We start from the raw sequence: 21,600 nt of genomic DNA, 5'->3' as shown, positions 1-21,600 counted from the left end.
ATGTCTGAACTGACTCATATTAATGCATCCGGCGATGCTCACATGGTGGATGTCTCCGGCAAGGCGGAAACTGTTCGTGAAGCCCGTGCGGAAGCCTTTGTTGAAATGGCTGCCGACACGCTGGCGATGATCATTAACGGCAATCATCACAAAGGTGATGTATTTGCCACGGCGCGTATCGCAGGTATTCAGGCCGCGAAAAAGACCTGGGATCTGATCCCGTTGTGTCATCCGCTGTTGCTGACCAAAGTAGAAGTGACTCTGGAAGCACAACCGGAGCATAACCGCGTGCGTATCGAGTCACGCTGCCGTCTGAGCGGGAAAACCGGGGTGGAAATGGAAGCGCTGACGGCGGCTTCCGTCGCGGCGCTGACTATCTATGACATGTGTAAAGCGGTTCAGAAAGATATGGTGATCGGCCCGATCCGTCTGCTGGAAAAAAGTGGCGGTAAATCAGGCGACTTTAAGGCGGTACTATGATTGATATTTTATTCTTCGCACAGGTGCGCGAACTGACCGGCACCTCCAGCCTGCAACTTCCTGCAGATTTTGCCACGGTGGAAGCGTTACGGGCTGCGCTTACCGGACGGGGAGAACGCTGGGCACTGGCGCTGGAATCAGGAAAATTACTGGTGGCGGTTAACCAGACGCTAACCACGATGGCGCATCCGTTGCGCGCGGGTGATGAAGTGGCGTTCTTCCCGCCGGTGACCGGAGGCTGAGATGGATCAGACGAAAATTGTTGTTGATGCTGCGCCGTTCAGCGTGGGTGATGAATACAACTGGCTGGCGCAATCCGACGCCGACGGTGCTGTTGTCACGTTTACCGGCAAAGTGCGTAACCACAATCTGGGCAGTCATGTCAGTGCCTTAACGCTGGAGCATTATCCGGGCATGACCGAAAAAGCGCTGGCCGAGATTATTGCCGAAGCCCGTAACCGCTGGCCGCTGCAACGCGTGTCGGTTTATCACCGCATCGGGCCGATGTATCCGGGCGATGAAATTGTGTTTGTCGGTGTGACCAGTGCACATCGCGGCATGGCATTCGAAGCCAATGAATTCATTATGGATCACCTGAAAACCCGCGCGCCATTCTGGAAGCGAGAAGCCACGCAAGAGGGGGACCGCTGGGTCGATGCCCGTGACAGCGATAAACAGGCGGCGGCCCGCTGGTAAATAGCATCTCAACCGCACGCAGACCTTCCATGCTTTTCTTCCTATCTGTGATACGCTTTAAAAATCGGGAGGCTGTTTTGGCCTCATTTTTCATCCTCCATGCAAAAGGGTAATCATCATGGATCGATATCCACGCAGTAACGGTTCAATTGTTGAACGCGCGAACACCGGCATTCAGGCGTACATGGCGCAAGTGTATGGCTGGATGTTCTGTGGTTTGCTGCTGACGGCATTTGTGGCCTGGTATGCTTCCGGCTCTGAAAAAATCATGAGCTTTGTTTTCTCAAGCCAGATTACTTTCTTCGGTTTAATTATCGCGCAGCTGGCGCTGGTCTTTGTGATTTCCGGTATGGTGAATCGTCTGAGCGGCACCGTGGCCACCGGTTTGTTCATGCTATATTCCGCACTGACCGGTCTGACGCTTTCCAGCATTTTTCTGGTCTACACCGGTGATTCAATTTTCGGAACGTTTATCGTGGCCGCCGGTATGTTTGGCGCGATGAGTGTCTACGGTTATGTGACCAAACGTGACCTGACCGGTATCGGCAGCATGTTATTCATGGCGCTGATTGGTCTGGTGCTGGCCTCACTGGTAAACATGTGGCTGAAAAGCTCCGGCCTTGCGAATATCATTTCGTACGCCGGTGTGCTGATTTTCGTCGGCCTGACCGCGTATGACACGCAGAAGCTGAAAAACATGGGTGCGCAGTTGTCAGAGGATGACCGTGATAACTTCCGTAAATACTCGATTGTTGGCGCGCTGACGCTGTACCTTGATTTCATCAACCTGTTCCTGATGTTGTTGCGGATTTTCGGCAACCGTCGTTAAGGTTTTTGATTTCAAACGATTGAGAGGGACACTGAGAAGTGTCCCTTTTTTATGCCTGCTGGTGAGGCTTTTTACTCCCTCCCCTGCGAAGGGGAGGAGCAAATCAAACCCTGATCCTTCCCGTCGGCACCTGTCGGAAACTCCACCACACCTGCACTGTGTTGAACAACACCAGAATCGCCGTCACGATAAACACCCACCGGAAGCCGAGCAGGGCAGAAGCACTTGAGCCAATCAAGGGGCCCACCACATTCCCGAGATACATAAACGACTGGTTGTAACCGAATATCCGGCCGGTAACCTGATCACTGCTGTATTTCACCAGCAATGCCTGCACTGCGGGCATCAGTGCACCGTCGCCGAAACCGAGCATGAAACGCAGGATCCCCAGTTGAGTAGGCGTATTAATCAGTGACATCAGGCAGAACAGAATGAAGCAAAAAACCAGCGCAGCAATCAAAATGCGGTGCGCGCCAATGCGGTCGCCGAGTTTGCCGAGTTTCGGTGCGGCCATCAGCGCGGAAACGCCCGGTACAGCGGCGATCACACCACTGATAAAGGCGATATTGCTGGTATCCGATGACAGTTCGCGGATAAACAGCGTCAGAATCGGGCTGATGGAGCCGTTCGCCAGTTGGATCATCATGGTAGTGACGAACAGGCTGATAATCAGCCATGGATAAGGCAGCGTGGTGAAGACTGCTTTACCGCTCAGGCGGTTGGCTTTGGTAACCGGCACCACGCGTTCTTTAATTAAAAATAATGTGATGAGGAAGCTGATAAACAGCATGCCGCTGGTGACGAAAAACACCGTGCGCAGGCCGAGATGGTCGGCCATAAAACCGCCGAGCAGCGGGCCGATAATCACGCCGGATACCTGGCCTGTAGACAGCGTACCCAGCGCCCAGCCACTTTTATCACGCGGCACTTGTGAGGCGACCAGCGCCATTGCGTTCGGAATATACCCGGATGTCAGCCCCATCAGTGTGCGCAAAATGAAAAGCTGCCAGACGTTGGTGGCGAACCCCTGCAACATCATGACAATTGCCATACCCAGCGCGGCACGCAGCAACATCAGTTTACGACCTTTGCGGTCTGCCAGGCTGCCCCACAAGGGCGCAACGACGGCGGAAACCAGGAACGTGCCACTGAATACCAGCCCTGACCACAGGCTCAGGGACTCATGAGACGTGACGCCAAGCTGTTCGATGTAAAGCGGTAAAAAAGGCAGGATCTGACTCATCGCCATGCCGGTGAAAAAACAGCCCAGCCAGACGGAGATTAAATTTACTTTCCAGGTTTCCATGTTGCAGCGATGTGGCCTTATGGACAGAGGAGTGAGAGAAAAGAAGCATAGCAATCAAATCTGTGAAGTGGAGCGCAAAAAGTGGGAACCCATTCATCAGCTTTATAATTGATTATCCTGTATCAAAGTTTCGGATTATCGCGGCAGATTATATGGCCTGAATTTGTTACCAGAGTCTGCGGCTGTAACCGTCAGTTACAGCCGCAACGGAGATAACTTCACGCAGCGCGGCGTTTTGTGCTAGTATCGACGCAACTGGCGCACTGCAGTTTGTGCCGAATCCTCGTGGTAATGCCTCATTTGCCTCGTCTGATCATCCACTCTTGAAACTGCACCGAACCCCGTTCGGGTTAGAGTGGACTGGAGCTTTTCCTTATATGTCATTTGATTCCCTCGGCTTAAGTGCCGAAATCTTGCGTGCTGTTGAAGAACAGGGCTATCGCGAACCTACACCTATCCAGCGTCAGGCTATTCCTGTCGTGCTGGAAGGTCGTGACCTGATGGCGAGTGCGCAGACCGGTACCGGTAAAACCGCTGGTTTTACTTTGCCGCTGCTCAATATGCTCAGCCATACCAACGCGCAATTCAAAGGACGTCGCCCGGTTCGTGCGCTGATCCTGACCCCAACCCGTGAGCTTGCGGCGCAGATTGGTGAAAACGTTCAGGCTTACAGCAAATACCTGACCCTGCGTTCGCTGGTGGTATTTGGGGGGGTGAGCATCAACCCGCAGATGATGAAACTGCGCGGTGGTGTAGATGTGCTGATTGCAACGCCGGGTCGTTTGCTGGATCTGGAACATCAGCGTGCTGTTGATTTATCTCAGGTTGAAATTCTGGTGCTGGACGAAGCCGACCGCATGCTGGACATGGGCTTTATTCACGACATCCGTCGCGTGCTGGCGAAACTGCCTGCCAGGCGCCAGAACCTGCTGTTCTCGGCTACCTTCTCTGATGAGATTAAAGGTCTGGCGAGCAAGTTGCTGACCAACCCGGCTTCTGTCGAAGTTGCACGTCGCAACACCGCTTCTGCGCAAATTGAACAAAGCGTTCATTTTGTTGATAAGAAACGTAAAAGAGAATTGCTGTCTCAGATGATCGGTGAAGGCGACTGGAAACAGGTGCTGGTATTCAACCGTACCAAACATGGTGCAAACCATTTGGCTGAGCAACTCAATAAAGATGGCATCACGGCTGCGGCTATTCATGGTAATAAAAGTCAGGGCGCACGTACCCGTGCACTGGCTGATTTTAAAGCCGGTTCTATTCGTGTTCTGGTGGCAACAGACATCGCTGCGCGGGGTCTGGATATTGATATGCTGCCGCACGTGGTCAACTATGAACTGCCAAACGTACCGGAAGATTACGTTCACCGTATTGGCCGTACCGGCCGTGCGGAAGCCACCGGTGAGGCGATTTCTCTGGTATGCGTAGACGAACACAAATTGCTGCGTGATATCGAACGCCTGCTGAAACGTGAAATTCCGCGCATCGCGCTGGAAGGCTACGAGCCAGATCCGAGCATTAAAGCTGAGCCGATCATCAATGGTCGTCAGGGCAACGGTGGCGGCGGTCGTGGCGCGCCTCGTCAGGGGCAGCGTCCGGGCGCACCACGTTCCGGTGCACCCCGTTCAGGCGCTCCGCGTCAGGGCGGCAACGGCCAGCGCAGCGGCACCTCTGAAAATCGTGGTTCAGAAAACCGTGGTTCTGCTGAAAACCGTCCGGCACGTTCGCGTCCTGCGCATGCAGGCCAGCGTCGCACCGGCAATGCAGGCAGCGGCAACAAATAAGTTTCCGGCTGCCCTGCAATCAAACCGCCTTCACCGGCGGTTTTTTTTCGTCTGTAATCTACCTGATGACATAAGCACAACGCCGCGCACCTTGCAAAATATGTTCGGTACGCTCGACGCTGGCGTTCAGCACATCGCTGAAGACATCACGTTCCGCCCGGCAAAATCCCTGACAGGTGGTTGCGGCAGCACAAATCGGGCAGTGATTTTCGACAAACAGATAACTGCCGTCCTCCTGCATTTTCCAGTCCGCCATGTAACCTTCTCGCGTGCGGATAGCCGTCAGCCGTTGTAGCTTTTCTTCCAGAGAATTCGCGCCATTCATTGCCTGCCGGTAATTTTCCAGCGTCTGGTTTTCGCGCGACGTGATCAGCTGATCCAATGCTGAATCGCCCAGTGAAGTGCGGATCAGTTGCAAAAGTTGTACGGTAAGATCCGCGTGGGCATCGGGGAATCGCGCATGGCCGGCGGCGGTCAGTTGCCAGAACTGTGCCGGGCGGCCGACACCTTGCGAAACGGCTCTGGCTTCCACCAGTCCTTCCTTTGCCAGCTTCACAAACTGTTGGCGCATGGCTTCGCCGGTAGTGCCGAGCAGATATCCGGCATCGCTGGCCTGAAGTTCTCCGCGGGTTTTCAGCAGCGTCAGTAATCGCTCTGCGACGCTTTGCCGGACGTCATTTTTATTTTCCAAGCCATTGCTTGACATATTGCCTCGACGGGTTCTAGATTACGTAAAACATATTCCAAGTATTTTCTTGGTTTAATCATATCATAACCACCACATGCTTCAATGCGTGGAAAGCACAAACTAAAGGGATGCAGAGAAAATGTCGGGAAGTCAGAACGGATGGGCGGATTTATTTAGTGCAGAAAACCGGGGCAGCGCCATCACCCTGAGCGCAGGCGTCGCCCTTTATGCGACTAACAGTTACATCGTTATCACGATCCTCCCTTCAGTCGTGCAGGATATCGGCGGGCTGGCGTGGTATGCATGGAATACCACATTGTATGTTGTGTGTTCCATTTTGGGCTCGGCGCTGTCAGCGCGGCTGATGCGGACCGCCGGACCCCGGGGCAGTTATCTGATGGCGACAGGTATTTTTATTGCCGGTGCTGCTATTTGCACGGCCGCGCCGAATATGCCGGTATTACTGCTTGGACGGGCATTGCAGGGCCTCGGTGGCGGATTCTTATTCGCACTGTCCTACGCGATGATCAATCTTTTGTTTAAAGAATCTCTCTGGCCGCGTGCGATGGCACTGATTTCGGCGATGTGGGGCATTGCGACGCTGGTCGGTCCGGCAGTAGGCGGTATTTTTGCTGAACTGCACGCCTGGCGCTGGGCATTTGGTTTGCTGTTGCCAGTCACGTCACTGTTCGGGCTGTGGGTATGGCGGATTTTACCGAAATCCCAGCGCGACAGGCAGCCGGAAGAGCCGTTGCCATTGATGCAACTGGCATTACTGACCGGTGCCGTGTTAGTGGTGTCGGCGGGCAGTTTGTCGTCCTCCGGCCTGATTAACCTGCTCGGTTTTGTGGTTGCCGTGGTGATGATTCTCGTCTTACGTCACCGTGAATTTACGGCGGATGTCAGGCTGCTGCCGCGTAACGCTTTACGTCGTTCCTCGCCGCTCTATGGTCTGTACCTGGTGATGACATTGCTGATTATCGGCCTCGGCTGCGAACTGTTTGTGCCGTATCTGTTGCAACATTTACACGGTCAGACCCCGCTGGCAGCCGGATACATTACTGCCGCCGCAGCCGCAGGCTGGACATTAAGTGAAGTGGCGAGTTCCGGCTGGACCGGACGACGTGCGGACGGCGCGATTATCTGCGGGCCATTGATTCTGGCTGCCGGTCTGCTTTTACTGCTGTTCACCGTGCCGGTCGCGTTTGGGCTGCCGTGGTTGAATATCAGTGGCGTGGTGCTCGGGCTGACGCTGGCCGGTTTTGGGATTGGCCTCGGCTGGCCGCATCTGCTGACCCGCGTACTGCAACAGGCACCGGAAGATGATCGCGAAAAAGCCGGGGCGTCGATAACCGTCGTGCAATCTTTCGCGGCGGCGCTCGGTGCGGCGTTAGCCGGAACGGTGGCTAACTTTGCAGGTGTTGATAAGGGGGATAATGGTGCAGCCAGCGCGGCATTCTGGATGTTCCTGCTGTTTGCGGTGCCTGCGCTTGTGGCGGTGTGGATTGCCTGGCGCTCCGTCAGGGTCAGACGCTTGCAGGGCGGGGCAAAACCGTCATTAAGCAGCGATTTATCTCAGGGGTAATTGCCCGGCGACGGGCCTTGCGGTAATCTTGCGCGTCATTTTTAAGGGGTGAACTGCGATGCGCGTATTACTGGCTCCGATGGAAGGTGTGCTTGATCCTCTGGTCCGTGAACTTCTTACTGAAGTGAACGACTACGATTTGTGCATCACCGAGTTTTTGCGCGTGGTAGATCAGCTGCTTCCCGCCAAATCCTTCTATCGCCTGTGCCCTGAACTACATCACGCCAGCCGCACGCCTTCGGGCACATTAGTGCGCGTACAGTTACTGGGCCAATATCCGCAATGGCTGGCCGAAAACGCTGCCCGTGCGGTGGAACTGGGCTCTTATGGTGTCGATCTCAACTGCGGTTGCCCGTCCAAATTGGTTAACGGCAGCGGCGGCGGTGCGACATTACTCAAAGATCCTGAGCTGATTTACCAGGGTGCCAAAGCCATGCGTGCAGCCGTTCCCGCACATCTGCCGGTCACTGTGAAAGTGCGTCTCGGCTGGGATTCGCTGGAGCGCAGCATTGAAATTGCGGATGCCGTGCAGCAGGCCGGTGCAACGGAACTGACGGTGCACGGACGTACCAAGGAAGACGGCTACAAACCGGAGCGTATTAACTGGGCTGCGATTGGCGAAATCCGTCAGCGTCTGAGTATTCCTGTGATCGCTAACGGTGAAATCTGGGATTACGAAAGCGCTCAGGCCTGCCTGCAAACCACGGGGTGTGATGCGGTGATGCTCGGACGCGGTGCGCTGAATATTCCTAACCTCAGTCGTGTGGTGAAGTACAACGAACCGCGCATGCCGTGGCCGGACGTCATGACGCTGTTACAGAAATATACCCGTCTGGAAAAGCAGGGCGATACCGGTTTGTATCACGTTGCGCGCATCAAACAGTGGCTGAGTTATTTACGTAAAGAGTACGAAGAGGCGACAGAGTTATTTACTGAAGTGCGCGTGCTGAAGACGTCAAAGGAAATTGCCGGACGCATTAACCGGTGATCCCTGCCATGACTTCTCCACGCGGCAACGCTTATAAAGGGAGAAGTATCATGGAAAATAAAGACATTGGCCTGACCCACATCGCTTTTGCCGTCAAAGACCTGGATGCCAGCATCGCGTTCTACCAGCAGTTTGCTGACATGAAAGTGATCCACCGGCGCGGGGAAAAGGGCAGCAACGCCAGACCCGTCGCATGGCTGAGCGACATGACCCGCCATTTTGCTATCGTACTGGCTGAAGACCCGGACAATACCGACACCAGACTTGGCCCTTTCGGCCATCTCGGCGTCGCCTGCGCGACGAAAGAAGCCATGGACGCCAAACTTGCAGAAGCCCGTGCCGCAGGCGTTTTACGTAAGGAGCCCACAGATTCCGGCGCGCCGGTGGGATACTGGGCTTTTCTGGATGATCCGGATTGCAATACGCTTGAACTTTCATACGGGCAGGAAATAAGTTATCTGATCGACAATCAATAATATCCCCCTGTGTATCCCGAAGGGACGCTTTCTGAGTGTCCCTTTATTTTTTTCAGTGCCGCCTTACGCAAGTGTTCACTTACTCGCCATTACAGAGTCTGCGGGTGCTGGTGACAGACTTTGTGACAAATAGAATTGAAAATTGCGGGTGCTAAGACTATTCGCCTCACTTATAATTCCGCCCGCTGTTACGACATATCTTAATGACAACTTTCTAAATACAGAGCAATGCATGTGAAAATCCGTCTTTTGGTTCTGAGCTTATTAGCCTTAAATACAGGCATGTTGTCTGCCCCGGCCGCCATTGCTGCAAAGCATGAACCGGCCGTCGCCCCGATTGTTCAAATCGCTTCCGGCAGTGCCATGGTGGTGGATCTGAAAAGCCACGAAGTGATTTATTCCCGAAATCCGGATGAGGTGAGGCCGATTGCCTCCCTGACCAAACTGATGACCGCGATGGTTACGCTGGATGCGAATCTGCCACTTGATGAAGTGATCAATATCGATATCAGCAATACGCCGGAAATGCGCGGTGTGTTCTCCCGCGTGAAACTGAACAGTGAAATTACCCGTCGTCAGATGATTCAGCTGGCGCTGATGTCCTCGGAAAACCGTGCTGCAGCCAGCCTCGCAGCGCATTATCCCGGGGGTTATTCTGCATTCATTAATGCCATGAATGCGAAAGCGAAATCGCTGGGCATGACCCATACGCATTACGTTGAACCGACAGGTTTGTCACCACGCAATGTTTCCACGGCGCGTGATTTAACGCGACTGCTGCTGGCTTCCCAGCGCTATCCGCTGATCGGTCAGCTGAGTACCACTGCTGAAAAAACGGCTGTTTTCAGCCATCCGGCGTATGCATTGCCGTTTCGTAATACTAACCATCTGATCATGAATCCGTCATGGAATATCCAGCTGACCAAAACCGGTTATACCGATGAAGCGGGGCATTGTCTGGCGATGCGTACCACCATTAACGGCAAGCCCGTGACGCTGGTCGTGATGGATGCCTTCGGTAAATTTACGGCTTTTGCGGATGCTAACCGTCTGCGCACCTGGATGGAAACCGGCAAAGCAGTGCCTGTTCCGCAGATTGCCAGGAACTACCGTAAGCAGAAAGAGCAGCAAAAAACCCAGCCTTCGGTCGAAGAGGCAGATGATTGAAATACCCGTCATACTTCAAGCCGCAGATGCGTTGGCTGCGCTCAGGCGCCCGAATTACTGACTTGATGTCAGCTCATCGGGACTCCCTGACTTGCCGCCTTTCTGCGACTCGAATTATTTAGGCTATTAATGAAACTGAAAAAGTCCGGTCATGTGCCGGACTTTTGGTTTGCAGGAACGGAATGTGATGATCAGAAAATCAGTTTAAACACCCCTGTCAGGGTCAGTAAGCCGACGATAAAGATGATGGCGATGATCCAAAGAATAATTTTCATATTTTTTCCTTAACATAATCTTCAGTCGTCATCGGCTATCCTGCTAAGCCAATGATATTCCTTATCAGTATAGCGTCTGGTGGTATTTTTGCTTTCTGTATGCCGTTTTCAGATCAGCGCCGCGCGTAAACCACATTCCGGGCTGGTGAGTGGTTTGCCGGTTTGGGTCAGTTGCGCTGCACCGGTCATTGAAGCCTGAGCCAGCACCACGCAGGCCGCGCCCTGCCTATATTCCGCATCTGCCGCCACCGCGATGGCCTGTAAATATCCGGCCAGATCGCCCTGTTTAAACTTTTCCCATGCGCCTGCCACCAGACGGGTTTTAAGCCGTGCCTGCGGATGTCTTTCTACCTGCGCGAATAACTGCCGCGTTGGCTCCAGGGTCGTTTCGACCGCGCACAGTGCGACCACATTGCCTGCCGTTTTCATGGCCTGTTCCGCCAGCGCCTGATCGACACGTAAAACCGGCACTGTGGTGCTTTTACTGGCAAGTGTCGCAGCAGGCCCCAGCGTTGAACAGGTCAGTAAAACGCGATCGGTATTTTCACTCAATGCCAGCAGTACATCCGCCGTCTGCTGAAGAATTTCCGCCGTCAGCCCGCCCGCCTTTTCGGCTGCGGCCAGTAAATCGGGCCGCGAAACATGCCGGAACTGATGCTGATCCAACCCCAGCGCCCGCGCTGTATTTTCAAATACCGCAATATTGCTGTCCGCTGTGTGTAAGCAGGTAATGCGCATACCCTTCTCCTGATGAGTGTCTGCCTCTACGTTAATGATTTTTTAGCCGCGCCGCAGATGTTTTTGCCAGTAAATATTCATCCGTTAATGCGGGCAGGAAATGCCGGGTTCCCTCTGGACGGGTGATGATTTTCGTCATCCGCACCCGCTTGTTGTCCCTTTAAGTTTGGCCTGTTAACGGAAAGCATAACTGGCTATTTTCATTGGTATTTATTCAGCCAGGCAATGCAACTCAGCCATATATAGATACATAAGTAATGACGTATTTATCGAGAAGGAAATTGATTTGAGGTGGTTATTTATCCAGTGCACACTTCACGCAGATTAAGGATTTCTAAACAGGGAACGCTCATGTAAGGGACAACAACGATGTATCAGCTCAGCACACGGACGCTATCGCCCGTCAATCCGACGCTCTATTTTCCTGGCGCCCCTGTGTGGCCGGAAGAATACAAAGGAAAATCATTCATGGAAAAGCTCATGCAAAACCAGATCAACAATATTGAAAAACAGGGAATCAAAAATGGTGAGGAAATCGCCGGGCTGAATCTGCGTGTGGGGAAGGTGGAACAGCAGGTCAGCCAGCTGACCGTAGTGGTTACAGAAACGAATCTCCGTGTCGGAAAACTGGAATACCAGATGGTCACGCTCACCGATGTCGTGACCGATATCGGTGAGCGTGTCGGAAAAACCGAACAGAGCATCGCCCGTATCGACGGGCACCTCCTGAGAATTGACGACCATCTGGTGCGGATAGATAAACAGTTTGAACAGGTGGATAAACAGTTTGAGCGAGTGGATAAACAGTTTGAACGAGTGGATGAGCGCTTTGACAAAATAGATCAACGTTTTGTGAAGATTGAAGCTTCAATGAGTGCAATGCAGACAATGTTTTATGAACTCATGATCACACAGACCCGATGGATTATTGGCATGATGCTTGTACTGGTTGGCGTGACGTTTACGGCGGCACGCTATATCCACTAAAGGCGATCTGATGCGGTTAATCACCCATTACACTGTATTGGCCGTGCCAGCAAAACTGGCAATAACGACTATAATATAGACAGGCCGCCACCTTCCTTATGCCCTTGTCTGAACGGCATTGCCGAAGGTTTATCACAGCACGCTGCTGGCGGCTTTCGGCGTACAAGGGGGTGTTTCATGGCTAATCATGTCTGGGGGCTGATATCCAATCCAGGTCCCGAACTGCAACAAATCCAGCGTGAGCGGGAAACCGTTTCACATGTGTATTCACACCATGTTCTGTTAATGGCGCTGATCCCGGTAGTCTGCTCTTTCATCGGAACAACACAACTGGGCTGGAACTTCGGTGACGGCGAGACGCTGCGGGTTTCCCTGTTCACGGCGTCTTATATCGCAGTCGTTTTCTATGTTCTGATGCTTGCTGCCGTTGCCCTTATGGGACGGATTATCTATGGAATGGCGCGTCGTTATGATAGCCGGCCGACACTCAACAGCTGTATCGTCTTCGCCGGCTATGTTGCTACCCCGATGTTCCTCAGCGGGATCGTAGCCCTTTACCCGATGGTCTGGTTATGTCTGTTTGTCGGACTCATTGGCCTGTGTTACAGCGGATATCTGTTATATCTCGGCATCCCTAACTTTCTCAATATCGACCGGCGCGAAGGTTTTCTGTTCTCCAGTTCAACGCTGGCAATGGGTGTTCTGGTTTTAGAACTACTTTTGGCTCTGACGGTGATCATGTGGGGCTATGGAACGCAACTATTCTGAGTATTGATGAGATGAGGTTGCATTGCTCCCTCCCCTGCGAAGGGGAGGGAGGTATTAACCCCTTTCGCAGGGGAAGAGATGAAAGTATCAATCCTGCCAGTTTTTTAGCTTACTGGTTTTCCCGATCCCCGGGTTAAAACTGTTGGTCGGGTCGGCCTGTCGGTAGAATTCTTTCAGATGGGGTTTCGCAATATACAAATGGCCGACGTTATGTTCAGCGGGATATTCCGCACCTTTAGCGTCGAGCAGCGCTAACATTTTGTGTTTCAGCGCCTTGCTGTTTGCGCCTTTTTTGACGATGTAATCCTGATGGAACACATGGCACATGAAATGGCCGTAATACAATTTTGCCACCAGCTGACTGTTGATATCTTCCGGCAGTGTTTCAAACCAGTCGCGGTCGTTACGACGCAGCGCGATGTCCAGCGCCAGAATATCTTCCACTTCTTTTTCATGTACTGCGTGATAGCGCACGGCGGCACCAGCGGCGGCGAAGCGGTGCAGGAAAGCTTTTTTGCCTTCGTCGGCAGAACAGATAAAGAAATCCCCCTGACCCTCAGTAAAGAAACGTGTCAGAAAGGTTCGGGCCTCGTCAATGCCGGGGCCGGACATTTTCAGCAGTAAGTGATGTTCAAACCGGTCACGGTACTGTTTCATGCGGGGGGGAAGGTGATTAGGTAAAGCTTTGCTCAGGCATTGCATCACACGGTCACTGAAATTTTTGGGCAGGAATGGAACCTTACTGGCGTGCGCATCGAACTTCCCTTTGGCAGTAAACATGTCCGGCATTTTGTCGGTGCCAAGCTTGTCGATCATCATAAATGTATCTTTACCGTAGACTTCGGTGATATCGAAAATATCCCGATGCATATATTCCCCGGCCACCGGAAGATTAACGAAATCACGCAGGATCTGACGACGTAATTCTGTCAACACCGCAGTGTCATTGGTGCCGATGTAAAAAACCTGCTGTTGTGTTTCTGCCGGAAAGGTATCCAGCCGTACGGCGAAAACGGCCAGTTTACCCGCACAACCGGATGCTTCAAATAAACGTCGTTCATCCGCGTTGAAACGCGATGGCGTATCCGCATCCACTTCGCGGACACGAGAAGCATAATCATGATCCGAGGCCAGGCGCTGATCATGCGTGATATCGGTTTCACGGTAATCGCCTCTTTCGAGACGTGTGAGGATTTCTTCCGGCGTTTCGCCAAGGTTAATTCCCAGATGGTTAATCAGTTGCAATTCACCCTGCACATCGATCTGCGCATACAACGCCATTTCGGTATATGCCGGTCCGCGTTTCACCAGCGATCCGCCGGAATTATTACAAATCCCGCCGACCACCGACGCGCCAATGCAGGACGAGCCAATCACCGAGTGCGGTTCGCGGTTGTAGGGTTTGAGGATCTTTTCCAGTTTGTAGAGCGTGCTGCCGGGAAAACCGATCACCTGATGGCCACCGTCGAGTAACTGGATCTGGTCCAGTTTCAGTGTGCTGAAAATAACAATGTCGCGGTCATAGTCGTCGCCGCTGGGCGTCGAGCCTTCGGTCAGGCCGGTATTGGCGGCCTGCATAATGACAATCTTATCGGCGGCGATACAGGCCTTGAGCAGTTGCCACTGTTGCAGCAGCGTTTGCGGAAAAACCACCGCCAGCGCTTTGCCGCCACCGGAGCGGAACCCTTTACGATAGCGTTCGGTATTGCTGTCGCCGGTCAACACGTGGCGGCTGCCTGCAATCTCTTTCAGCGCGGCGATGAGTGACTGATTATCCATTTCATCTTCCTTTTTTAATGTGATGCCATCTAATCATAGGCTTAAATGATACTTATTAAGTTAAATGTCATTCGGGATATGGGTTAGGTAATTTCACTTAATCTGTTGCATTTTTGTCATGCGCTGTCCATTAAATCGTCATTGATGTGTCATAAAACTCGCGCTTAATGAACGCCAGATAACGAAAGCAACCGAGAGACAGCATCATGGCTCAAGCTCAACTTAAGCTGGCACAGGCTGAATATCCTCAGACCGGGCCACAGCATCTGAACAAGGTTCTGGACGTCAAGGGTCTCGTGAAATCCTACAAATCAGGTCAGCGTGTCCTGAATGACATCAATTTTGATCTCCATGCCGGTGAATTCGTGGCGGTAATTGGCCGTTCCGGCGCAGGTAAATCCACTCTGCTGCATGTTCTCAACGGGACTATCCCGCTCACAGAAGGCAGTGTGGTATGCCATTACGAAAATGGCGAACAGCAGGAACTGGCAGGGCTGACCGGCAAAGCGTTGCGTCGCTGGCGCTCGTGTTGTGGCATGATTTTCCAGGATTTCTGTCTGGTACCTCGTCTTGATGTTCTGACAAATGTGTTACTGGGGCGTCTCAGTCACACCTCAACGTTCAAATCATTTTTTAATCAGTTCGACGACGAAGACCGTGCCCGTGCTATCTCTTTGCTTGAATGGCTGCACATGTTGCCGCATGCGTTGCAGCGTGCCGAAAACCTTTCCGGTGGCCAGATGCAACGGGTAGCGATTTGTCGTGCGCTGATGCAGAACCCAAAAATTCTGCTGGCTGATGAACCGGTGGCGTCACTGGATCCGAAAAATACCCTGCGCATCATGAATGCGCTGAAAAAAGTCAGCGAAGAGAATATTGCCGTGATGGTCAATCTGCATTCGGTTGAACTGGTGAAAGATTATTGCACCCGCGTTATCGGCATCGCGAAAGGGCAGATTATTTTCGACGGACATCCGGATCAGTTAACTGATGATATTTTGCATCAGTTATACGGTGAAGAGCACGACGCTATAAACAGTTAAATAATAATGTTATTTATTTTTTTGCAGTGCTTATTTCTACTTTCACTCAATCTACACAAGGTCATTATTTCATGAAGAAGTTATTACGTCTGGCAGTCTTCGTAGCAGGTTCTTTTACCGCGATGCACAGCATGGCAGAAGATGCTCCTAAAGAATTAAACTTAGGTATTTTGGGCGGGCAGAATGCCACTCAGCAAATCGGTGATAATCAGTGTGTAAAAGATTTCTTCGATAAAGAATTAAATGTGGATACCAAACTGCGTAATTCATCCGATTATTCAGGTGTTATTCAGGGGTTGTTAGGTAAGAAAGTCGACATGGTATTAAGCATGTCACCTTCATCTTTTGCTTCGGTTTATATTAATAATCCGAAAGCGGTGGATCTGGTGGGCATCGTGATTGACGATACCGACAAATCTCGTGGTTATCACTCCGTTGTTATTGTTAAAGCCGACAGCCCGTATCAGAAATTATCTGACCTGAAAGGCAAATCATTCGGTTTCGCTGACCCGGATTCCACTTCCGGTTACCTGATCCCGAACCAGACATTCAAGAAAGAATTTGGCGGCACCACGGATAATAAATATAACAATTTCTTCTCCAGTGTCACCTTCTCCGGTGGCCATGAGCAGGATATTCTTGGTGTGCTGAACGGTCAGTTTGAAGGTGCCGTAACATGGGCTTCAATGATCGGCGACCGTGAAACCGGTTATACCTCCGGTGCGTTCAACCGAATGATCCGCATGGACCATCCGGATCTGATGAAGAAAATTCGTATTATTTGGGAATCTCCGCTGATCCCAAATGGCCCGATTTTAGTGCGTAGTGATTTGCCACCGGCATTTAAAGCTAAGCTGGTTTCCGCCATTAAGAAACTGGATAAAGATGACCACGCTTGTTTCGTGAAAGCAGTGGGAGGCAAACAGCATATCGGCGAGACGTCTCTGGCAGAATATCAGCAGATTATTGATATGAAGCGTGAGTTAACTAAAGGCAGTCGCTAACCCGTAGCTCCCTCCCCTGCGAAGGGGAGGAATAATGATTATCTGCAAACCGGAAATATTATTTTGAACAAAGATTTCAATCGTTATTACCAGCAGATACGCGGTAAACAAAAGCGGGAGGCACTGGTCTGGTCAGGGTTGATGCTGTTGTTATATCTGTGGTCAGGCAATGTTTCCGAGCTTAATTTAAAAACTATTTTTTTCTCCGCACCCAGCTTCTTTGATTATATTGGACAGACTGTACCGGTATTACACTGGTCATTATTGTTTGCTGACGGCCATACTGAAGGGTCACTGGCGTATTGGGGATACCGTCTCAATATTCAGCTGCCGCTGATTTGGGAAACTATCCAGCTGGCGTTGTCCTCGACGATATTGTCGACGGCGCTGGCTATTGTGTTGGCTTTTCTCGCCGCCGGTAATACAGATTCGCCTAAATGGGTGAAATTCAGCATCCGTACCTTTGTCGCTTTTCTGCGCACAATGCCGGAACTGGCCTGGGCGGTGATGTGTGTGATGGCATTTGGGGTGGGTGCCATTCCTGGCTTTATCGCACTGACGTTACATACCGTCGGCAGCCTGACCAAATTGTTCTACGAATCCATTGAAACCGCATCGGACAAACCGGTGCGTGGTCTCAGAGCATGCGGCGCGGGCCGTTTGCAGCGTATGCGTTTCGCCATGTGGCCGCAGGTGAAACCCATCTTTTTATCCTACAGCTTTATGCGCCTCGAAATTAATTTCCGCCAGTCGACCATCCTCGGGCTGGTCGGGGCGGGCGGTATCGGGCAGGAGCTGATGACGTCAATCAAACTTGATCGTTATGATCAGGTCAGCATGACCTTACTGCTGATTATTCTGGTTGTGTCGGTGATGGATTTTCTTTCAGGTAAATTACGCAAACGCGTTGTGGAGGGCACTTTCTGATGTTAACTGATGCGCTCGAACCTCATGTCGTCAGCAGCATGAAGCAGCAGCACGGGCATTTGTTTGCCGCGCAACGCCGCTATCTGCGTTACCTTGCGATACTGGCTGTTGTTATTACGCTGTACTATGTCTATTTCTTCAGTTACTTCGGCATTCCCTGGAGTGAAGTGGTGCGCGGCAGCCGTGAAATCGGGCGTTATTTCCTGCGAATGTTTGTCTGGCATGACGTTTCCGAATGGCCGTTTATGTATTATTTTTCGCAAATAGCTATCACACTGGCGATTGTATTTTCCGGCACTATCACCGCATCTTTTCTCGCGTTACCGCTTTCATTCCTCGCGGCGCGTAATGTGATGTCTACGCCGGTTCTCAGACCTGTTTCCATGATTATCCGCCGTCTTCTGGATGTTTTACGCGGGCTGGATATGGCGATCTGGGGGCTGATTTTCGTTCGTGCTGTCGGCATGGGACCGCTGGCAGGTGTGCTGGCGATTGTGATGCAGGATTTAGGCTTGCTCGGTAAACTTTATGCCGAAGGGCATGAAGCCGTTGATCGTTCGCCGAGCCGCGGTTTGCGGGCGCTGGGAGCTTCCCCGTTACAAACACACCGCTTCGGGATTTTCACCCAATCCTTCCCGACATTCCTTGCGTTGTCGCTGTATCAGATTGAATCTAATACCCGCTCAGCCGCCGTTCTGGGCTTTGTCGGCGCGGGTGGGATCGGTCTGGTGTATGCGGAAAATATGCGTCTGTGGAACTGGGATGTGGTGATGTTTATCACCCTGATACTGGTAGTGATCGTGATGATCATGGACAAAATTTCCGCCATGCTGCGCGCCAAATACATTCTGGGTGAAGAAATTGATTTGTTCGCACCGGAAGAGCGAAAAATGAAGCCGCCGGTCGAACTTTACCGTCCGTAGGTTAAGAGTACTAAACAGGCGGCGTCTTCAGGGACGCCGCCTTTTATCGTGACTGAACCCCGGGCAGATTACGCGTCGAAGTACCAGTAGCCCTGATTCACCAGATCTGTTAACAGAGCGACAAATTCAGGATCCTGCAGGGCAGCCCCCAGTTCTGCTTTACCGATCAGCGTATAGCGGCACAGCGCATCAGCGGCAGCATACCGGGACGTTTCCAGCGGCTCGCCGTTGACAAAGAAACGTTCGCCGACGTTGAGGACTCGCAGACCACTCAGGCGCACCAGGTTTTCACCCTGCATCAGCGCATCGACAATTTCATGTGATTCGTATGGCGGTTCGGCCGGCGCGATATCCAGTTCATGGCGCGGCGTGGTGGCAAAACGGCCAAACCATTGTTTGAAATCTTCCGGCTGGTTTAACAGCTCAACCATCATCTGGTGTACGCGTTCCAGCTCATACTCTTCCACTTTACCGACGTGGTCACGCAGCGTTAAATCCGGATCGCTGTAATGACTGCCGCCCAGATCGTTTTCCAGCGCGTAGTCAGCAAAGCTGCTGATGAAATCACGGCTGTTAGGGCCACGGAAACCGACGGAATAGTTGAGGGCGGTTTCATGGGTAAAGCCGTCGTGCGGAAAGCCCGGCGGGATATACAGAATATCGCCCGGCTCAAGATCTTCATCAATGATTGGCGTGAACGGATCTACATGCAGTAACGCCGGATGCGGGCAGAACTGACGCATCGGCAAGGCATCACCCACACGCCACCGACGGCTGCCCATGCCCTGAATGATAAAGACGTCATACTGATCGATGTGCGGGCCGACGCCGCCGCCGGGCACAGAATATGAAATCATCAGATCGTCTAAACGCCAGTCCGGCAATACGCGAAAAGGTTTTACCAGTTCAGCCGCAGGCAAATGCCAGTGGTTTACGGCCTGTGCCAGCAATGACCAGCCGGTTTCACCCAGACCGTCAAAATCTTCAAAAGGACCATTGCTTGCCTGCCATTCACCGTTCTTATGGCTCACCAGGCGGCTGTCCACTTCCGGTTCCATCGCCAGGCCAGCAAGTTCATCCGGACTTATCGGATCGACAAAATTCGGGAAGGCTTTTTTAATAACAACAGGTTTTTTTTGCCAGTATTTTTCGAGAAATTCCGGCCAGTTCAGATTGAGTTCATAAGCCATGTGATTTACCAGTGGGAAGACAAACGGGCCTGATTATAGAGAGGGTGCAAGTTACCGCGCTTTGTTGTGGGTCAAGGCTACCCATCATAATTCGAACCGCAGATGCGTTGGCTACGTTCAGTGACCCGAATCACTTACCTGAATAAGCTCATCGGGACCCTTCACTTGCCGCGTTACCCGGCAAGCCTTGCCCTATTAGGGCCAGCACAAGCGCTGCTCAAAAGCTGAAGCTTTTGTCCTGCAGCCCGAATTATTTTGGGTATAGAACTCTGGTTGAAATATTTATGACTTCGCGGCCAGCACGACCAGTTTCTGGTTCACAAATTCTTTGATACCAAGATCGGAGAGTTCGCGGCCGAATCCGGAGCGTTTCACGCCGCCGAACGGCAGTTCCGCTGCGGTATCTGTAGGTGAGTTGACGTATACCATACCGGTTTCAATCTGGCTGGCCAGCTTACGGGCGCGAGACAAATCGGAGGTGAACAGTGAACCGCCAAGGCCGTAATGTGAGTCGTTGGCCAGTTTCACCAGTTCCTCATCATTTTTCACTACATACACCTGTGCGACCGGGCCAAAGAATTCCTCAAAATAGGCCGGATTATCGCGGGTAATGTGCGTCAGAATCGTTGGTTCAAAGAAGTTGCCCGGATTGTCTGCCACTTTTTTTCCGCCAAAGTGCAGTTTCGCCCCGTGTTTCACAGCATTATCCACTTGTTCACTCAGCGTTTTCACCGCTTCTGCAGAGGACAGCGGCCCCAGCGTGGTGGATGTATCCAGCGGGTCGCCGGTCTTCAGTGCCTTAAAGTGTCCGGTGAATTTTTGAAGGAATTCATCGGCAACTTTTTCATGAATAATGAAACGTTTGGCCGCCGTACACACCTGCCCGGCGTTGGAAACACGAGCCTGCGCACCGGCTTTGGCGGCTTTATCGATATCGGCATCATCGAGTACGGCAAACACGTCATTACCGCCGAGTTCCAGCGTTGATTTCTTCAGCTTAGAGGCCGCCCGTGAAGCCACGATCGCACCGGCTTTTTCCGAACCGGTCAGCGCGACACCCTGAACGCGGTCATCATCAATGATGGCACTGACCTGATCCTGAGAAATAAACAGGTTGGTATAAGCGCCTTTTGGCGCCCCCGCTTCGGTAACCAGTTTCTCAAAGGTTTCCGCACAATGGGGAACGATGCTGGCGTGTTTGACCACCACGCTGTTACCGGAGGCCAGATTCGGTGCCAGTACGCGCATTAACTGGTAGAACGGAAAATTCCACGGCTCGACGGCCAGGATCACCCCAATCGGGTGATGCTCGACCCAGGCTTCGCCGAGATCGGATTTATACGGCACAGGTTTGAGGAACTCTTCTGCATTTTCGGCATAGAATTTCGCAATATCCGCGCAAATCTGCACTTCGCCACGACTCTGACCGATAAGTTTGCCCATTTCTACACTGATCACTTCCGCCAGTTCATCAACGCGGGAAGCCATCAGTTCGGATAATTTATGCAGTACTTTAACGCGTTGCTTAATATCGCCCTGACCCCAGTCAGATTTATATAAAGCATGGGCTGCAGAGAGCGCCTCTTCAACCTGCTGATCGTTATGTGTTGGATATTCTTTGATGAGCTTATTGTTGAACGGATTTATTGTCTGATATGGCATGTGTTGCTCCTTGTTTTGTGGCGTGTCGTCGAAAACAACGGCACGTTGGAATTGAGGTGCGTACGCCTTTTGCGTTCTCAACAGAACATTAAGCATAGTCGAAAAAATGTGACCCCTGTCCCACAGACATCTCATGCAACACAACGGTATGACGCGTTCTGTCCTTTTTTCTCACTGGCCTTGCCATACGCCTGCTGTCGCCTGTCTCTAAGAACAATCGCCTTTACGTAACTTTGCGACTGGCAGTAAATGAATTGTTTTCAGCAAGCGATTGATAAATTTACCGCTCACTTTTATGCTGA

The 21,600-nt window shown here is 52.0% G+C and carries 21 protein-coding genes; 15 read left to right on the top strand and 6 right to left on the bottom strand.

Translation table 11 applies throughout. The annotated features are described in order from the left end of the window. The 4 genes from moaC (at position 1) to EVX52_RS02895 (ending at position 2,005) form a co-directional block, all read left to right on the top strand. Positions 1–480, top strand: a complete 480-nt coding sequence (moaC, locus tag EVX52_RS02910; RefSeq protein ID WP_129951962.1) for a cyclic pyranopterin monophosphate synthase MoaC — start codon at positions 1–3, stop codon at positions 478–480. After that, a complete protein-coding gene (moaD, locus tag EVX52_RS02905; RefSeq protein ID WP_129951961.1) occupies positions 477–722 on the top strand; it encodes a molybdopterin synthase sulfur carrier subunit in 246 nt (81 codons plus the stop codon). The genes moaC and moaD overlap by 4 nt, the downstream gene beginning before the upstream one ends. 1 nt (position 723) lies before the next feature. Beyond that, on the top strand, positions 724–1,176 hold the full coding sequence (gene moaE / locus EVX52_RS02900) for a molybdopterin synthase catalytic subunit MoaE (protein WP_129951960.1): 453 nt from the start codon (positions 724–726) through the stop codon (positions 1,174–1,176). Positions 1,177–1,294: 118 nt separating this feature from the next. Beyond that, positions 1,295–2,005, top strand: coding sequence for a Bax inhibitor-1/YccA family protein (locus EVX52_RS02895; RefSeq protein WP_129951959.1), 711 nt, complete (start codon positions 1,295–1,297; stop codon positions 2,003–2,005). A 103-nt stretch (positions 2,006–2,108) separates the two neighbouring features. Here the strand turns inward: EVX52_RS02895 and mdtG are convergent, their stop codons facing one another. Further along, positions 2,109–3,311 (bottom strand): multidrug efflux MFS transporter MdtG, encoded by a 1,203-nt coding sequence (gene mdtG, locus EVX52_RS02890; RefSeq protein WP_129951958.1) that lies wholly within the window; start codon positions 3,309–3,311, stop codon positions 2,109–2,111. 377 nt (positions 3,312–3,688) lie between these two features. Here mdtG and rhlE point away from each other — a divergent pair, with 377 nt between their 5' ends. Next, a complete protein-coding gene (gene rhlE, locus EVX52_RS02885; RefSeq protein ID WP_129951957.1) occupies positions 3,689–5,098 on the top strand; it encodes an ATP-dependent RNA helicase RhlE in 1,410 nt (469 codons plus the stop codon). Positions 5,099–5,156: 58 nt separating this feature from the next. On the opposite strand, the gene EVX52_RS02880 is transcribed toward rhlE, so the two are convergent. Then, positions 5,157–5,804: a metalloregulator ArsR/SmtB family transcription factor gene (locus tag EVX52_RS02880; RefSeq protein WP_129951955.1), complete on the bottom strand. Its 648-nt coding sequence runs from the start codon at positions 5,802–5,804 to the stop codon at positions 5,157–5,159. A gap of 121 nt (positions 5,805–5,925) precedes the next feature. Between EVX52_RS02880 and EVX52_RS02875 the strand changes: the two genes are divergently transcribed. From EVX52_RS02875 to pbpG, 4 genes are all read left to right on the top strand, one after another. Further along, positions 5,926–7,371, top strand: a complete 1,446-nt coding sequence (locus tag EVX52_RS02875) for an MFS transporter (RefSeq protein WP_129990553.1) — start codon at positions 5,926–5,928, stop codon at positions 7,369–7,371. A 58-nt stretch (positions 7,372–7,429) separates the two neighbouring features. Further along, a complete protein-coding gene (gene dusC / locus EVX52_RS02870) occupies positions 7,430–8,359 on the top strand; it encodes a tRNA dihydrouridine(16) synthase DusC (RefSeq protein ID WP_129951951.1) in 930 nt (309 codons plus the stop codon). Positions 8,360–8,409: 50 nt separating this feature from the next. Next, a complete protein-coding gene (locus EVX52_RS02865; RefSeq protein ID WP_129990552.1) occupies positions 8,410–8,835 on the top strand; it encodes a VOC family protein in 426 nt (141 codons plus the stop codon). Positions 8,836–9,063: 228 nt separating this feature from the next. Beyond that, on the top strand, positions 9,064–10,002 hold the full coding sequence (pbpG, locus tag EVX52_RS02860) for a D-alanyl-D-alanine endopeptidase (RefSeq protein ID WP_165383699.1): 939 nt from the start codon (positions 9,064–9,066) through the stop codon (positions 10,000–10,002). 383 nt (positions 10,003–10,385) lie between these two features. On the opposite strand, the gene EVX52_RS02855 is transcribed toward pbpG, so the two are convergent. Continuing rightward, entirely contained in the window at positions 10,386–11,015 is a 630-nt protein-coding gene (locus tag EVX52_RS02855) for an aspartate/glutamate racemase family protein (protein WP_129990551.1), read from the bottom strand. 369 nt (positions 11,016–11,384) lie between these two features. Here EVX52_RS02855 and EVX52_RS02850 point away from each other — a divergent pair, with 369 nt between their 5' ends. After that, positions 11,385–12,002, top strand: coding sequence for a hypothetical protein (locus EVX52_RS02850; protein ID WP_129990550.1), 618 nt, complete (start codon positions 11,385–11,387; stop codon positions 12,000–12,002). Between the two features lie 177 nt (positions 12,003–12,179). Continuing rightward, complete coding sequence (locus tag EVX52_RS02845) at positions 12,180–12,770, top strand: Yip1 family protein (protein ID WP_129951942.1); 591 nt, start codon at positions 12,180–12,182, stop codon at positions 12,768–12,770. Between the two features lie 87 nt (positions 12,771–12,857). Here the strand turns inward: EVX52_RS02845 and dld are convergent, their stop codons facing one another. Then, positions 12,858–14,549 carry a D-lactate dehydrogenase gene (gene dld / locus EVX52_RS02840; protein ID WP_129990549.1) on the bottom strand — a complete coding sequence of 564 codons (1,692 nt, stop codon included), beginning with the start codon at positions 14,547–14,549 and terminating at the stop codon, positions 12,858–12,860. Between the two features lie 206 nt (positions 14,550–14,755). Here dld and phnC point away from each other — a divergent pair, with 206 nt between their 5' ends. The 4 genes from phnC to phnE (EVX52_RS02820) all read left to right on the top strand — a co-directional run bounded on the left by phnC (position 14,756) and on the right by phnE (EVX52_RS02820) (position 18,446). Then, complete coding sequence (gene phnC / locus EVX52_RS02835; RefSeq protein WP_129990548.1) at positions 14,756–15,592, top strand: phosphonate ABC transporter ATP-binding protein; 837 nt, start codon at positions 14,756–14,758, stop codon at positions 15,590–15,592. Between the two features lie 71 nt (positions 15,593–15,663). Beyond that, a complete protein-coding gene (gene phnD, locus EVX52_RS02830; RefSeq protein WP_129990547.1) occupies positions 15,664–16,596 on the top strand; it encodes a phosphonate ABC transporter substrate-binding protein in 933 nt (310 codons plus the stop codon). Between the two features lie 63 nt (positions 16,597–16,659). Further along, positions 16,660–17,523: a phosphonate ABC transporter, permease protein PhnE gene (gene phnE, locus EVX52_RS02825; protein ID WP_129990546.1), complete on the top strand. Its 864-nt coding sequence runs from the start codon at positions 16,660–16,662 to the stop codon at positions 17,521–17,523. Continuing rightward, positions 17,523–18,446 carry a phosphonate ABC transporter, permease protein PhnE gene (gene phnE, locus EVX52_RS02820; RefSeq protein ID WP_129951933.1) on the top strand — a complete coding sequence of 308 codons (924 nt, stop codon included), beginning with the start codon at positions 17,523–17,525 and terminating at the stop codon, positions 18,444–18,446. Before phnE (EVX52_RS02825) ends, phnE (EVX52_RS02820) begins: the two co-directional genes overlap by 1 nt. Before the next feature lie 68 nt (positions 18,447–18,514). Here phnE (EVX52_RS02820) and EVX52_RS02815 read toward each other — a convergent pair whose 3' ends face one another. Next, a complete protein-coding gene (locus EVX52_RS02815) occupies positions 18,515–19,636 on the bottom strand; it encodes a cupin domain-containing protein (RefSeq protein WP_129990545.1) in 1,122 nt (373 codons plus the stop codon). 282 nt (positions 19,637–19,918) lie between these two features. Next, a complete protein-coding gene (locus EVX52_RS02810; RefSeq protein ID WP_129951929.1) occupies positions 19,919–21,298 on the bottom strand; it encodes an NAD-dependent succinate-semialdehyde dehydrogenase in 1,380 nt (459 codons plus the stop codon). Positions 21,299–21,600: the final 302 nt, after the last annotated feature.

Origin of the sequence: Rahnella sp. CFA14(1/10), from assembly GCF_004195095.1 — a bacterium.
GTDB classification, from domain to species: domain Bacteria; phylum Pseudomonadota; class Gammaproteobacteria; order Enterobacterales; family Enterobacteriaceae; genus Rahnella; species Rahnella perminowiae.
Note: the sequence above shows the minus strand (reverse complement) of the source record. Positions and strands in the feature narration are given on the sequence as shown.